Source organism: Streptomyces sp. NPDC050287, assembly GCF_044459385.1.
Lineage (GTDB): Bacteria > Actinomycetota > Actinomycetes > Streptomycetales > Streptomycetaceae > Streptomyces.
This window is the reverse complement of the sequence record NZ_JBITIY010000002.1, coordinates 312,979-328,522: the sequence shown is the minus strand read 5'-3', so window position 1 is coordinate 328,522 and position 15,544 is coordinate 312,979. Positions and strand designations below refer to the sequence as shown.

Below are 15,544 nucleotides of genomic sequence, written 5' to 3'. Positions count from 1 at the left end.
GGTATTCCGGCGCGGAGGCCTTTGGGTACCCGTCAGTAATACGGATTCACCGAGCAGTCACCCGTCCGTTCCGATCTTCAGCCGGGAACGGGCGCCCTTGAAGAGGGCGGTGCCGCGTTTCTCGTCCGGCGTTCTCTTCGGCATGTCCACCCGCAGTCGGTACAGGCGGTCGTCGTCCGTGCGGATGATCAGCTGCATCACCCGGGTCGGCGGCCTGCCGTCCGGGTCGTAGGTGACGTCGGCGAGAGCGGCCTCGTCCCCGTGGAAGCTGGTACGCGTGTACTGGCCCGGCAGGCTCTCGTGCCCCTCCCACCCGATCGGCGTCTGTCTGGCCTCGGTCATCGGGGAACGGGGAGCCTTCTCCCACTCACTGAGGTACACGCTGATCACCTCGTCGCTGTAGACGGCCAGCCGGGTGGAGTCACCCGCCTCGCCCACCGAGGACAGGGGCCGGTACCCCCGGGGCAGATGCAGGACGGCGCCCATCCCGTCCTCCCGGTGCACGACCCAGCCGCCCTGCCCGGCGGTCCCGTCGGCGAACGAGGTGCCCAGCCAGATGCCTCCGGGGAGGAGCACACCGATGACGGCGACACCGGTGCGCAGGAGGCTGCGGCGGGGGGACGCGGGGTGCGGGTGCGGGTGCGGCCGGGGGTCTTCTTGCACGGCGGGCTCTCGTACCGTGCCGTCTTCTACGGCGGGCTCTCGTACGTCGAGCCCTCGTACGGTCGGCTCTTCCACGACGGGCTCTCGTACGGTTGGCTCTTCTACGACGGGCTCTCGTACGGTTGGCTCTTCTACGACGGGCTCGTGCGGCGAGGTCTCCTCGGCCTCCTTCACGGCGTCCCCCGCCTCCGAACCCGGCCGCCGCTCCGCCGCCTCCGCCACCGACTCCAGTACCCGTGCGATCTCCTCCGCGTCCGGTCGCCGCTCGGGATCCTTCGCCAGCATCCGGGTGATCAGGGACTGGAGGGGCCCCGGCTGCTCCGGCTCCGGCGGGTCGGCGGTGACGATCGCGGCGAGGGTGGCCTCCGGGGTCGTACGGCGGAAGGGGGAGGCACCCTCGACGGCGGTGTACAGGAGCACGCCCAGGGACCAGAGGTCTGAGGCGGGTCCGGCACCGGTGCCGGACATGCGCTCGGGGGCGACGAACTCCAGGGAGCCTATGAACTCGCCGGTGGCGGTGAGGGATTCCTCGCCCTGGACGTGGGCGATGCCGAAGTCGGTGAGGACGACGCGGTGGTGGGGTCCGAGGAGGACGTTGGCCGGCTTCACGTCCCGGTGCACGATGCCGACGGCGTGCGCGGCGCGCAGCGCGCCGAGGACGGCGAGGGCGACGCGGGCGGCCTCGGCGGGCGGGAGGGGACCGCGGCGGAGCCTCTCGTACAGGGACTCACCCTGGACCAACTCCATGACGATCCACGGGAGTCCGTCCGCCTCCTCGACGACGACGTCGTGGATGGAGACGGCGGCGGGATGGTCGACGCGGGCGGCGGCACGGGCCTCACGGTAGAGCCGGTGGGCGGCGCGGCGGTGTTCCTCGTCCTCCGGGTCGCCCGGCAACCGCGGCTGCTTCACTGCGACTTCACGCTCCACGAGCTCGTCACGCGCCCGCCAGACGGTGCCCATCCCGCCGCTGCCTATGCGCTCGATCAGACGGTAACGACCGCCGAGCAGCGCGTTCCTGGGGTCGGTGTCGTCCCCGTCGTAGCTCATGCCCCATGAGTACCGTGCGCGACGCCTCCTTGTCGACGCTGGGCAGGGTCAGAGGCAAGGGCAGGGGGCAGGGTCAGAGGCGGTGGTGAGAGGCTGGGGTCACAACGTGTCGACGTTCAGATTCGCGATCGCCGTCTTCGCCACCTCGCGGCCGCGCTCGGTGAAGTCGCCCTTGCCCGGGTAGCTGACCGTGAGCTTGTACATGTCGCCGCCGCGGGTCTTGTAGTAGAGGATCCGCAGCTCGCGCGGGCGGGGGTTCCGGCTGTCGTCGGTGTCGTAGACGACGGTGTTCTGGGCGGCCTTTTTACCCCGGAAGGTCGCGTTGTCGGGCTTGGTCTTCGTCTTCGTACTGCTCGGCATGCTCAGGCTGTAGCTGCCGCTCTGTTTGAACTCGGTGTCGTCGTCGTACATTTCGGCGGCGGCCGACCCCGCGATGTCGTTGGTGGTGTCCTCGGCCTTCCGGTCCAGGGTCAGCCCGATCCAGATGCTGCCGCTCCAGTCCGTGTACGTGACCCAGTGCCCCTTGTCGGTCTTTCGGTCGGGCACGGAGCGCTGGTAGTCGGCGGGCACCGCCAGGGTCGCGGCGACGTCCTTCTCGTGCTCGGTCTTCCAGTCGTCGGGCAACGGCCCCGCGAACGGGTGCGCGATCATCAGGTACGCCGTCACCGTCGCCGCGACGACCACGGCACCGAGTCCGAACCAGACCTTGCGGCCGGGCGCGGGCCGCAAGCCCCGCTGCGTGGCCTCGGGGTGCGGCACGAACTCGGTGGTCGGGGGCGGCGCAGGCGGGTTCGCGGCCTTCTCCAGCAACGCACGGACCTGGGCGGCGTTCGGGCGGCGCGCGGGGTCCTTCTGGAGCAGACCGTTGATGGCGTCGGCGAGGGGGCCCGGCGCGGAGGCGGGCGGTGCGGGCGTCGCGTTGAGAACGGACTGGAGGGTGGCGGGGGTGTTGGTGCGGCGGAACGGGGACACGCCCTCCGTGGTCGCGTACAGGACCACGCCCAGGGACCAGAGGTCGCTGGCCGGACCGGGGCGCTGACCGAGCACACGTTCCGGCGCGATGTACTCGGGCGAGCCGACGAAGCCGCCGGTGTCGGTCAGATTGGTCTCGCCCTCGATCTGCGCGATCCCGAAGTCGGTGAGGACGACCCGGTCGTGCCGGCCGAGGAGGACGTTGTCCGGCTTGACGTCCCGGTGCAGGATGCCCGCCGCGTGCGCGGCCTCCAGCGCGCCCAGCACCTCGAGGCCGATTTTCGCCGCTTCCCGGGCCCCGAGGGTGCCCTCCTGCAACGCGTCGCCCAGCGAACGGCCCCGCACCAGCTCCATCACGATCCACGGCCGGCCGTCCACGACCGCCACGTCATGGACGTTCACCACGGCCGGGTGGTCGAGCCGGGCGGCGGCGCGGGCCTCGCGGCGCATCCGCTCGAACGCGGTGGCCTGTTCGCGCTCGGGAAGGTGATCCGGGACGCGGGGCTCCTTGACGGCGACCTCGCGGTCCACGGTCTCGTCCTTGGCCCGCCACACCGTGCCCATACCGCCGTGCCCGAGCTTGCCGAGCAGACGGTAGCGGCCGGCGATGAGCCGTTCGGCGCGGGGGTCAGGTGTGAGGGATGCCTGGGCGGGGTGTGGCTGGGTGGGCTGGTTCTGCGGCTGGTTCTGTGGCTGGGGCTGCGGTGGGACGGCCTGGGTGGGCACGGCGTAGGGGTTGTCGGGGTGCGGCACCGCCACCGGCGGGCTCGACGGATTCAGCTGAATCCGCTGGTCCGGCTGGTCCGGTGTGGTGGGCGGGGTCCGCGGATTCGGCGGTGGCGGCATCTCCGGTGGTTTCGGTGGTTGCAGAGCGAAACTCGTCGGCTCGTCAGACCCGTAAGGGGCTCCCCCGTTGCTGCTCATGGGTCCATCCATATCGCGCCAACCGGGCCGGTATCCACCTCGAACGCTGTCCGGTCACACACCCGTGACCAACGTGTCGACCGCGACGTCGAAGTACTCCTTCGCCTCCCGCACCTTTCCGACCGGCGCCGACACCCACACGTCGTACAGCCGTCCGCCCTCCTCCCAGCACAGGTCGTACGTGTGCCGGGGGCCCTCCGCCGCGCTGAACCCGTCCCAGGTGAACTCCCAGAGCGCGGCCGGACGTCCGCGGTGCGTGGTCCGGGTGACCCGGCCGTCGCGGTAACCGGGGTTGGTGCCGGGGCCCTCGGCCGCCGCCCGCCGCAGCACGGCCAGCGGGCCGCCCGCGTCGGGGTCGGCGACCCTGATGCCGAGGCGGAAGGCCTTCCCCCGTGACATGTAGAAGACCCGCTCGCCCTGCGGTTCGCGGCTGAAGCCGTCCGGCACGGCGAGCACGAACCCGGCGGGGTCACGGGCGAGGTGGTAGCCGGACGGGGCGGAAGGACCGGAAGAGGCGGAGGGTGCGGAGGGGGACGGGGCGGAAGTGGACGGGGCGGAAGGGGGCGGGCTGGAAATCGGGCGCGTGCCGGGACTTGTGCTCGGGTGCCGGCTCACCGTCGTGTACGACGCCGAACTCGTCGGTGTACCCGCGGTGTCCGCCCCGTTGCCGCTCCCGTTCATCAGCAGTGCCGCCGCGGACACGCCCGCGCCGGCCATCGCGGAGACCAGCAGCGCGGTGATCAGCACGCCTCGCGGGGAGCGCCCGGAACGGGCCGCCTGGTGCCGGGCGGGCTCGTCCGGCCTGGGCGGGACGTACCCGGACGCCGGCTCCGGCGGGCGGTCCCACGGCGGCTCCGGGGTGTGGTCGGGCGGCGGCTCCGGCGGGCGGTCGGCCGGGCCGGCGGGGGTGCCGGCGGCGGGCCTCGTCCGGCCGCGGCCGAGCGACAGGGTGCGGGTACGCCGGGGCGGCGGAGGCGGGGGTGTGCGGCCGGTGTCCCGGAAGGTCCGCAGCATCCGCTCGGCCCGCTCCGCGTCCAGCCGCCGTTCCGGATCGCGCTCCAGGAGGCCCCGTACGACGGGAAGGATGGGCTCGGCCTGCGCGGGCGGATGTATCTCAGCGGAGACGACCGCGTGCAGGATGCCACCCAACGAGTCCCGCCGGAACGGAGATTCGCCGCTCAGGATGGTGCACAACAGCGCGCCCAGCGACCACAGGTCGGAGGCGGGACCGGTCCTCCCCCCGGACATCCGCTCGGGCGCGGTGTACTCGGGCGAGCCGACGAAGGAACCGGTCTCGGTGAGTGTGGTGGCGCCCGCGACCTGGGCGATACCGAAGTCGGTGAGGACGACGCGGTCGGTGCCGTCCTCCACCAGGACGTTCGCGGGCTTGATGTCGCGGTGCAGGACCCCGGCCTCGTGCGCCGTGCGCAACGCGCCCAGCAGGGCGATGCCGATCCGGGCGGCCTCGTCGGCGTCGACCGGACCGTGCGCGGCGATCCGGTCGGCGAGCGAGCCGCCCTCGATCAGCTCCATGACGATGTACGGGCGTTCGTCGTGCTCGACGACGTCGTGGACCACGACGATGTGCGGATGGCTCAACTGGGCCACCGCACGCGCCTCGCGCAGGGTGCGCTCCCGCTGCCGCTGGGCGCCCTCGGCGGAGAGCGCCTCGTCGAGGAGGAGTTCCTTGACCGCCACGCCGCGGCCGAGCAACTGGTCGCTCGCCCGCCAGACGACCCCCATGCCCCCGCGCCCCAGCCGCGCCTCGAGCCGGTAGCGGCCCGCGATCACCCGGGCGTTGTCCCCCTCGGTCCCCATGCGGCTCATCATGCCCCACCGGACGGCCCCCTTCCGGGGCGTCGACCGGCCAAAACCATCACTTAAGAGGTCTTCTGAGGGGTCCTCTGAGAGGTCTTCTCCTGCCAGCCCTGCAGCACGGCAGTGAACTGCTTGCTGGTCGTCGCCCAGTCCTCGGCGGGCGAGGACATGTAGATGGCGTACTCGACACCGTCCCGGGACATGTACGTCTCCTCCACGGCCCTGCGCGGTCCCGGATGCGGCGTGTCCTTGGGCAGCGCGGTCCAGGTGTACTCCCAGCGGGCGCCGTCGCGGTCCCGGTAGAGGTTGTCGTGCAGGGTCACGCGCCGGTAGTCGCGCAGCCGCTGCAACTGCTGCTCCAGGTCGAGCTGGTGGGCGTACGGGTCGCTGAAGTCCGGCGACGTGTCGACGGCGATACGGACGAAGTGCTTGCCGCCGTCCGGTGTGTAGTCGACCTGGGTGAGGGTGCGGTCGTCGCTGCTGCCGAAGACCTTCCGCTCCCAGCCCTTGGGCAGATAGAGGCTGAAGCCCACTGGGTCGTCATACGGTACCCACGAGGCCGGAACGCCTCCCTGGGGTGCCCGTGCGCTCCCACTCGACTCCGAAGGGCTCGGCGAGCCGGTGGCGGCACCGGCGCCGTCCTGCTGCCGCGCCTCGTTCCACGCCCGCAGCCCCACGGCCGTACCGCCGCCGATGATCGCGGCGAGGGCGACGACCAGAGCCAGCGTGCGCAGACGGCGGCGTTTGGGCGGCTGCGTGGCGGCGGTGGCCGTGCGATGCGCCGGGCCGAGCACGGTGGGGCCGGTCGCCGGGGCGTACGGCGCAGCGGTCGCCGACGTGGCGGATGTGGTCGCCGGCCCGGTCGCTCCCGAGCGGCCTTCCACCTCCTGGTGGGGACCGGTGTAAGGGGAACCGGTGCGGGGGGAGCCCGTGTGGGAGGGGCCTGTGTAGGAGGAGCCCGTGTAGGAAGGGCCCGTGTGGTGGGAACCCATGGGGCCGGAACCCATGGTGCCCGCGCCCATGGGACGCCCCGCGCTCATGGGCCCGCCCGCCATGGGCCCGCCCGCCATGGAACCGCCCGCCGTGGAACCGGTATCCAGCGTGCGGGCGCCTACATGGTGGGTGGGCACATACGCCTGAGCGTCGCTCGGCCGCCGCCCCTCCGCCGCCTCGGCGAGCATCTGCTCGGCCGCGTCCATGTCGGGCCGCACGGCCGGGTCCTTGCACAGCAGTGCGGCGATGACGGGCGCGAGCGGGCCGGCGTGGTGCGGCTCGGCGGGTTCCTCGTCCACGACCGCCTGCATGGTGGTCAGCGGCGTCGTCCGGCGGAACGGCGACCTGCCCTCGACCGCCGTGTACAGCGTGGCGCCGAGCGCCCACAGGTCGGAGGACGCCCCCGGGTCGTGGCCGCGGATCCGCTCCGGGGCGAGGTAGTCGACCGAGCCGACGACCTCTCCGGTCCGCGTGATGGTCGTGTCGCCCTCGATCTGGGCGATACCGAAGTCGGTGAGGAGGACGCGGCCGTCCCGGCCGAGGAGCACGTTGCCGGGCTTCACATCGCGGTGCAGTACCCCGGCGGAGTGCGCGGCGCGCAGCGCCCGCAGCACCCACAGCCCGATCCGGGCCGCCTCCCGGGGCTCGACACGGCCCTGCTCCTTGACCGCGTCGGCCAGCGAGTGGCCCTCGACCAGCTCCATCACGATCCACGGCCGGCCGTCGTGGTCCAGCACGTCGTGGACGGTGACGACGGCGGAGTGGTTGATCCGGGCCGCCGCACGCGCCTCGGCCCGGGTACGGGCGAGCAGGACGGCCTGGTCGCTCTCGGACACGTAGAGCGCGGCGGTCAGCTCCTTGATCGCGACGGCCCGGTGCAGTACCTCGTCATGGGCACGCCACACCCGGCCCATGCCGCCCTTGCCTATCGGGTCGGCGAGCCGGTAGCGCCCCGCGAGGAGCTGGCCCTGCATCTGATTCACGTTGCCCCGCAATGGTCTTGACAGGGTCAGAGTAAGTACCCGTCGTCGCCGAACGGAACCAGGGGGGCGTCATGGAGACCGCACTGTGACGGTTGTCGCTTCCTGGGACGCGAGTCAACCAAGAGCCCGCGAACCGCGTCCCGTCAGCCGGTAGCCGGTGGCCCGACGGATGAGCAGATGGCCTTTCAGCGACCAGCCCATGGCCGGTCCTGCGATCAGGCCGCGACCGGTGGCGTGTCAGCCCGTCGCCTGTCATGTGTCAACCGGTGAACTGGTAGGTACCCGAGGCCTGCTCGTACAGCCGGGTCACCTCGTCCCGCTCCGCCTCCGGGCCACGCACCTGCACCACGTGGTACTTCCCGCCGATCAGCATCGCGATGTTGCGCACATACAGCTCTTGTCCGTCATCGCCGGTCCAGGTGAACTGCCCCTCGGCCATGGTCCGGCCGCCCACCTGAATCGTCTTCAGTCCGGTCGCGGTGGCCCAGCTGGAGTCGCGGTACGGCTGCAGCTCCGGCTCCTTCTCCCGCTGGTACACCATCGGGTCGCTGCCGTCCGCGCTCGCGGTGTCCCGTCCCGGTACGACGACGAGCTCGAAGTTCCCGTGCGTGTACACGACCTGACCGCGCCCGTTGAGCGGTGCGCGGTCCCAGCCGTCGGCGACGGCGACCTGGAAACCCTCGGTGTCCTTGCGCAGGGTGAAGCCGTCGGCGACCTGGGGCCCGGCGGTCTGCGTCTCGCCGGCCCCGGCCGACGCGGAGGGGCTGCCCTGGGAACCCGGCGAGGTCTGCTCCGGCCGGGGCTCGCTGCTCGCCTCCGGGGACTGTTCGGGCGCCGGGCCGACTTCACCGGAAGCCCCGGTACCACGGTCCGCGGCGCCCTGAGCACCGGAGCCGGACTTCGGCATGAAGAGCATGGCGTACGCGATCGCGCCCGCCAGCAGGAGCAGGATCAGCAGAAGCAGGGTCCGGCCGAGCCTGCGCGGCGAACTCGCCTCCTCTCGCGCCCGCTTGTGCCGCCCGTGGTGGGCCGGCAGTCCGGCGCGCCGCCTGCGCACCAGCTCGCCCCGCCGCCGTATGACAGGAAGCCGGCTGGTGTCGGTGGGCGGCGCGGCGACGACATGCGCACCGGCCTCCGGCTCGGGCGCCGAACGCACCAACGAGCGCAGCCAGCCGCGTAGTTCCTCGAAGTCGAGCCGCTCGGTCGGGTCCTGCCGCAGCAGCGACTCGACGACCGGCCGCAGCGGACCGCACTCCTCGGCGAAGGCCGGCGGCTCCGCGCACACCAACTGCACCAGCTCGGCCGTCGACTCCTCCGGGTAGGGCGCGTGTCCCTGTACGGCCCTGAAGAGCAGGGCGCCCAGCGCCCACAGGTCGGTCGCGGGACCGATCGGCGCCGCCAACTGCCAGTTCTCGTGCACCGGTCCGGCCTGCTCCGGTGCCCACCGCTCGGTCACGGGGCCGACGACAGCCATCCGCGCCTGCCGGGCCCGCTCCGCCGCCAGGGCGGTCGCGGGTCCACGCCGCACGGGCGCACCGACGGCCGGCTCGTCCCAACGCCCGGTGGACGCGGAGGCACCGGGAGGCAGCGCCGACGATGCGCCACCGGCAGGGGCCTGGGCGGATCCGGGGCCGCCCGCGGCGGAGGTGGGGCGCTGCCCGGAGGACGCGTCACCGGGGTACCCGGCACCGCTGTTCCCGCGGAACTCCTGCCCCCCGCCCGCGCCACCCGCAGCACCAGCTCCGCCGCGGGGCGCGGCGCCGTGCCAGGAGGCAGGCCGCACACCATAGGGATCCACTGTCTGCCCCGGCGGCACGCTCCCGGATGCCTGCTGCACCCTGTTCGCCCCGGAGGAGTACGGCTGCTGCTCCACGCCGTCCGCCACCGGGTAGGGCGGGTGCTGACTGTCGTTCACGCCGGAGTACGGCTGCCCCGCACCGTTGGACGTGGCGTACGGCGGCTGCTGCGCCGAGCCGTTGGCCTGTGCGGCGGGGTCGCCCTCGGGGGCGGGACGGGCACTGGGCAGAGCCGCCGGACTGCCCTCGGGGGCGGGACGTGCTCCCGGCAGGGCCGCCCGACCGTCCTGCGCCTCCTGGACCCGGGCCGCGGCGCGCGCCCCCGCGCGATACGCGGCGATGGCCCCCGCCCGCGCCGCCCTGACGTCCGCGCCGGTGTCGACAGCCCGGCGAACCGGCGCTGTCGTCGACCCGTTCGCCGTCTCCGCCCCGGTAACGGGCAGTGCCCCCGCGGCCCGTGCCTCGATGGCAGCCCGCCGAGCAGCCTCGGCATCGGCCCCGTCGAGCCCAACGGCACTCACAGGACCATGCGGACCACCGGAGCCACCCATTCCCTGGGGACCGCCCGAGCCGCCCATTCCCTGGGGACCGCCCGAGCCGCCCATTCCCTGGGGACCGCCGGGACCACCGGGATCACCCGATCGCTGAGGGCCGCCGGGACCACCCGGACCACCGGGTCCGACAGGACCACGCGAACCGTACGCCCCACCGCCGGAACCGTACGTCCCACCGCCGAAGCCATACGCCCCACCGCCGGAGCCATGAACACCACCGGCGGAGCCATGAACACCACCACCACGAGCACCACCGGCACCCATCGGCACCCCGACGCCACCGTTCCCCGCGCCAGCTCCGCCGGAGCCCGCGGCTCCTCCGGCGGGCCCGCGCCCGTCACCGGACTCGCCGCCCCCCGAGCCCCATTCCTGGTCCTCGGCGGGCACCGGGTCGTACCCGCACAGCGCCTCTTCCGCCGCCCCGACCGCCAGGCCGGTCAGCATGACACGGCCGTCGTCGCAGACCATGACCGTGCGCGTGGTGACGTTCCGGTGCACCCAGCCGTGAGCGTGCAGGACCCGCAGGGCCATGAGGACGTCGTCGGCGACCTCGGCCGCCCGGTACGGCGTCAGCGGCTTCTCCGCGAGCAGCGCCGCCAGTGGCCGCGCGGCCACCAACTCACTGACTATCCACAGGGACCCGCCCTCGGCGAACACGTCGAAGACCTGGTCGAGCCGGGGATGGTCGGGGATCCGCGCCGCGGCCTGCGCGGCCTCGACGGCCCGCAGTACGGCCGGATCCGTCGGCCGCCGTACGCCCCCGCCGCCGGGAACGCGCCGCACCCCCCGATCCCGCGCTCCTCGCGGGTCCCGTGCCGTGAAACCGTCCGGCAGACCCTCGGCGTCGAGCACCTCCGCCTCGACGACCTCCGGCAATGGCACCTGTCTGACCAGGACTTCCTGTCCGCTGTAGGTGTCGAAGGCCCGGGTGTCGGTCAGTTCGTACTCGTCGGCGGGCGGCAGCGGCAGGCGGTAGCGGTCGGCGAGTACCCGTCCCGCATAGTCGTCCACGTTGCCTCCCCCGGCCGGCCGGTCGGTCAATTCCGTTCGCCTCGTGAGCCGTTCCGTACGCATACCTGGATGCGTACGGTCCGCAACCACTCACGATACGTGCCGGAGGCAACCCGCAAAGAGGGGATGCCAGATCTCACGTCCCAAACCCTGGATCGAACAAGGAGTCGATCACCGCACGGCTTCTCATGCCTTCGGCTGGAAGGTCCTCGTCAGGATCTGCCAGGTGCCCTTACGCAGGGCGCTGTCCCAATTGGCGGATTTCGCCGTGTACATGAGCGCGTACCCCTGGTCGCCACTGACGACGAACCCCCGGTCGATCGTCCGGTAGCGCGTCCCCCCGTCCGTGTAGGTGAACTCCCAGTCGGCCGTGTTCCAACCGCGGTAGCCCACCTTCTCTATGCGGATCCTCTTGTACTGGGAGCGCGTCATGGAGCGTTCCTGGTTCTGCCAGTCCGCCACCGGGTCGCCCTTGGGCGTGGACGTCCAGGCCACGAGCAGCTTCTGCCCGGCGGGCCCGGTGAACCGGTCCCCCGCCGCGTCCGTCGAGCGGTACTTCCAGCCCTCGGGCAGCCCGATCGAGTACCCCTGACTTCCCTGGTGCGTGGTGGAAGCCGCGTCGTCGCCGGTGGAGCCGGAGGAACCGCCCGTCCCCGCACCGCCGCCGTCGGACGCGCTCGCCTCCTCGCTCGACGCATTCGACGCGCCCTGCTGTCCCGACCCTGCCGTCGCGGACGGGCTCTGCGAACCGTCCGTACGGGTGCCCCCGCCCTTGTCCTCCTTGGTGTCGGCGCTCCCGCTCGCACTGGCCGTCGCCTTGGCCCCGCCGCCCGAGGCCCCGTCCGAACCGCCGCCGTCCCCGAGCGTCAACGCCAGCACGGTGCCGATCACGACGAGCACCACGACCACCGCGATGATCACCAGCGTCCTGCGCGGCACGACGTCGGTGAGCGGCGCCCTCGGCACGGGCCGCGGCGGCAGGTCCGGCGGAGTCATCACGGGCCACCCGGAACTCCGGCCACCCGTATCGCCGTTCGCCCCCTGCGTACTCCCGTCCCGAGCCCCGGGCGCCGATCCGGACAGCGCAGCGGAAGCGGCTCCCGAAGCGGATGAAGCAGACGAAGCGGACGGGGAGACGGACCCGGTCGACGCTCCCTTCTCCGAAGAGGAGGAGCCCGCCGTCTTCGAAGCGGCCGCACCACCAAGCCCGGCCGCACCCCCGGAACGCGGGCCCCCCGCGCCACCGGCAGCCCCCGAACCGGCAAGCCCACCGCGGGACCCAGCCCCAGGCCCGGTTCCAGATCCAACGCCGGACCCAGCGCCGGCCCCGGACCCACGACCAGTCCCAGTTCCGGCCGCGGAACCCTCCGTCCCGCTCCCGGGCTTGGTGTGAGCCGCGGCCGATCCCGCGGATGTCGCCGCCGCTCCCCCCGCCCCGGCGGCCTTCCGCATGGAACGCAGCGCTCCACGGAACCGCTCGCCGGCCTCCTCGCCCCGTTTGCTCCCGGTGCCGCTCGGGGAACGTCTCTTGTCCGCACGCTCGTCGGGCTGCGGCGGCAACGGCACGACCTTCGTCGCGTCCGGCACCGGCTCGGGCTCGGCCTTCGGTTCAGGCGTGTGGATCACCGCGTTGAGCATCGCCCGCGCGCCCGCGTCGTCGAGCCGCTTGGCGGGGTCCTTGTTGAGCAGGCCGTAGATGACGTCCTTCAGCGGACCGGCGTTCTTCGGTTCCTCCAGCGGCTCGGTCATCACCGCCGTCAGGGTCGCTATGGCCGACCCCTTGTCGTACGGCGGCACACCCTCGACCGACGCGTAGAGGAGCCCGCCCAGCGACCACAGGTCCGCCGCCGGACCCGGCTTGTGACCGCGGGCCCGCTCCGGGGAGATGTAGGACGGGGCACCGACGAGCATGCCGGTCGAGGTGATGGACGGGTCGCCCTCGACCTGGGCGATGCCGAAGTCGGTGAGGACGACCCGGCCGTCCTCGGAGATCAGCACATTGGACGGCTTCACATCGCGGTGCAGGATGCCCTCACGGTGCGCCGACCGGAGCACGTCGAGGATCGCCAGGCCCACCTCGGCCGCCCGCCTGGGTTCGAGGAGGCCGTCCTCGCGGATGACCTCGGCGAGCGACTTGCCCTCGACGAGTTCCATCACGATCCACGGCCGGTCGTCCTCGTCGACCACGTCGAAGACCGTCACGGCGCTGTTGTTGCGGATCCGCGCGATCGCCTTGGCCTCGCGCAGCGTACGTGTGATCAGGCGCCGTTTCTCGTCCTCGTCGATGTTGGACGGGAACCGCAGTTCCTTGACGGCGACCGTGCGGCCCAGGGTCTCGTCCTCGGCACGCCACACCGTCCCCATGCCGCCGCGACCGAGCACGTCTCCCAACCGGTACCGCCCGGCGAGAAGACGCCCGCTGTTGTCCTGACGAGTGTCCTGACGGGATGTCCCCGCCCGCTCCGCCTCCGACATGCGTCCCCTCATGCAACCCGCCCTGACAGAGCCTCCATTGTCCCTCACCCGACAAGTGCCCAACGCCCAGGGTGCCCCTGGTGACACCGAGCCCGCCGCACGACCCGGGACACCCCGCCACCGCTCCCGCCGCAGTCCGCCCACGCCCTCACCCACCGGTCACGACCGCGCCTGGGCCGCCGACGGGACATGTCACCGAACACGACCCGCGGCCGACCGGGGCCGCGGGCGAGCCGCTGACCACGCTCGCCGATCCGGGCCCCGCTTCCACGCCGCCCTGCTCACCGCCGAGTTCTGCCCTCCCACCACGTGTAACGGCCGGGTCCCGAACGGAGATCCCGCACCCCGCCACTCGTTCGAGTGACGTTGAGCCACCCCGCGAGCCACACCCCGCTCGGAAAGCCCCCCACTCGCCCCCCAGAGGACCACCAGCGGACCCTGGACCACCCGCGGCCCCTCAGCCCGACCATCCGGCGGACCGCTCGCAGAGAGCCCTACAACGGCACGATGTCCGGCGCTCCGAGCCGTGCCGCGTCCGCCGTCAGATCGTCCGGCTGCCGCTGCGACTCCCGCTCCGCCTCCACCCGCTTCTCGTAGTGCTCGGTCTCCCGCTCGATCTGGTCCTTGTCCCAGCCGAGCACCGGCGCCATCAGTCCGGCGGCCTCGCGGGCGCAGCGCACGCCCCGGTCGAAGGCCTCGATGGAGATGCGGGTGCGCCGGGTCAGCACGTCGTCCAGGTGCCGCGCGCCCTCGTGCGAGGCGGCGTACACGACCTCGGCGCGCAGATAGTCGTCGGCGCCCTGCAGCGGAACGCCGAGCGAGGTGTCGGCGGCGACCAGGTCGAGGACCTCCTCCGCCATCGCGCCGTACCGGTTCAGCAGGTGCTCCACGCGCACCACGTGCAGGCCCGTGCGGGCGGCGATCCGCGCCCGGGCGTTCCACAGGGCGCGGTAGCCCTCCGCCCCCAGCAGCGGCACGTCCTCCGTCACGCACTCGGCGACCCGCATGTCGAGCGCGTGCACCGCCTCGTCCACGGCGTCCTTGGCCATCACCCGGTAGGTCGTGTACTTGCCGCCCGCCACGACCACGAGCCCGGGCACCGGGTGCGCCACGGTGTGCTCGCGCGACAGCTTGCTGGTCGCGTCCGACTCGCCGGCCAGCAGCGGACGCAGGCCCGCGTAGACGCCCTGGACGTCGTCCCTGGTCAGCGGGACGGCGAGGACCGAGTTCACATGTTCCAGCAGGTAGTCGATGTCGGCGCTGGAGGCGGCCGGGTGGGCCTTGTCGAGATCCCAGTCGGTGTCCGTCGTGCCGATGATCCAGTGCCGGCCCCACGGTATGACGAACAGGACGGACTTCTCGGTGCGCAGGATCAGCCCGGTCGAGGAGTTGATGCGGTCCTTGGGGACGACCAGATGGATGCCCTTGGACGCCCGGACGTGGAACTGACCGCGCTCCCCCACCAGCGCCTGGGTGTCGTCGGTCCACACGCCGGTGGCGTTGACGACCTGCTTGGCGCGGATCTCGTACTCCCCGCCCCCGTCCACGTCCTGCACCCGGGCGCCGACGACCCGCTCGCCCTCGCGCAGGAACCCGGTCACCCGCGCGCGGTTGGCGGTCTTCGCGCCGTACGCCGTCGCCGTGCGCACGAGGTTGGCCACGAAGCGGGCGTCGTCCATCTGAGCGTCGTAGTACTGCAACGCGCCCACCAGTGCGTCCTTCTTCAAAGCGGGTGCGACGCGCAGGGCGTGACGGCGGCTCAGATGGCGGTGCACGGGCAGGCCCCGGCCGTGCCCGCGGGCCATCGACATCGCGTCGTAGAGCGCGACGCCCGAGCCGGCGTACAGCCGCTCCCAGCCCTTGTGCTGGAGCGGGTACAGGAACGCCACCGGCTTCACCAGATGCGGTGCGAGGCGTTCCAGCAGCAGACCGCGTTCCTTCAGCGCCTCACGGACCAGGGCGAAGTCGAGCATCTCCAGATACCGCAGGCCGCCGTGTATCAGCTTGCTGGACCTGCTGGAGGTGCCGGACGCCCAGTCACGCGCCTCGACCAGGCCCACGGACAGCCCCCGGGTCACGGCGTCCAGCGCGGTGCCCGCACCGACCACACCCGCGCCCACCACCAGCACGTCCAGTTCGCGCTCGGCCATTGATGCGAGTGACTCGGCGCGTTGCGCCGGTCCCAGAATCGCTGTCCTCACCGCTGCCTCCCGCTGTCGGTCGTGCCGGTCGCACCCCTACGGAGTGGCCCGGTTCGTATCCCCCATGCCCAAATTCTGACCGGCTTGCCCGAGTTCAGCCACCA

General features: G+C 72.5%; 7 protein-coding genes. All 7 read right to left on the bottom strand.

From position 1 onward, the window contains the following. Positions 1 to 57: 57 nt before the first annotated feature. The 7 genes from ACIBK3_RS06850 to ACIBK3_RS06820 all read right to left on the bottom strand — a co-directional run bounded on the left by ACIBK3_RS06850 (position 58) and on the right by ACIBK3_RS06820 (position 15,440). A complete protein-coding gene (locus tag ACIBK3_RS06850) occupies positions 58 to 1,713 on the bottom strand; it encodes a protein kinase (RefSeq protein ID WP_399362613.1) in 1,656 nt (551 codons plus the stop codon). A gap of 99 nt (positions 1,714 to 1,812) precedes the next feature. Further along, positions 1,813 to 3,609, bottom strand: a complete 1,797-nt coding sequence (locus ACIBK3_RS06845) for a serine/threonine-protein kinase (protein WP_399362611.1) — start codon at positions 3,607 to 3,609, stop codon at positions 1,813 to 1,815. A 54-nt stretch (positions 3,610 to 3,663) separates the two neighbouring features. Further along, a complete protein-coding gene (locus ACIBK3_RS06840; protein WP_399362609.1) occupies positions 3,664 to 5,427 on the bottom strand; it encodes a serine/threonine-protein kinase in 1,764 nt (587 codons plus the stop codon). Positions 5,428 to 5,489: 62 nt separating this feature from the next. Continuing rightward, positions 5,490 to 7,394 (bottom strand): protein kinase, encoded by a 1,905-nt coding sequence (locus tag ACIBK3_RS06835; RefSeq protein WP_399362607.1) that lies wholly within the window; start codon positions 7,392 to 7,394, stop codon positions 5,490 to 5,492. A 268-nt stretch (positions 7,395 to 7,662) separates the two neighbouring features. Beyond that, positions 7,663 to 10,764, bottom strand: a complete 3,102-nt coding sequence (locus tag ACIBK3_RS06830; protein ID WP_399362605.1) for a protein kinase — start codon at positions 10,762 to 10,764, stop codon at positions 7,663 to 7,665. A 186-nt stretch (positions 10,765 to 10,950) separates the two neighbouring features. Then, entirely contained in the window at positions 10,951 to 13,239 is a 2,289-nt protein-coding gene (locus tag ACIBK3_RS06825; protein ID WP_399363940.1) for a serine/threonine-protein kinase, read from the bottom strand. A gap of 494 nt (positions 13,240 to 13,733) precedes the next feature. Beyond that, the gene (locus tag ACIBK3_RS06820) at positions 13,734 to 15,440 is read right to left on the bottom strand and encodes a glycerol-3-phosphate dehydrogenase/oxidase (protein ID WP_399362603.1); all 1,707 of its coding nucleotides are present in this window, start codon (positions 15,438 to 15,440) and stop codon (positions 13,734 to 13,736) included. Between the last annotated feature and the right edge of the window lie 104 nt (positions 15,441 to 15,544).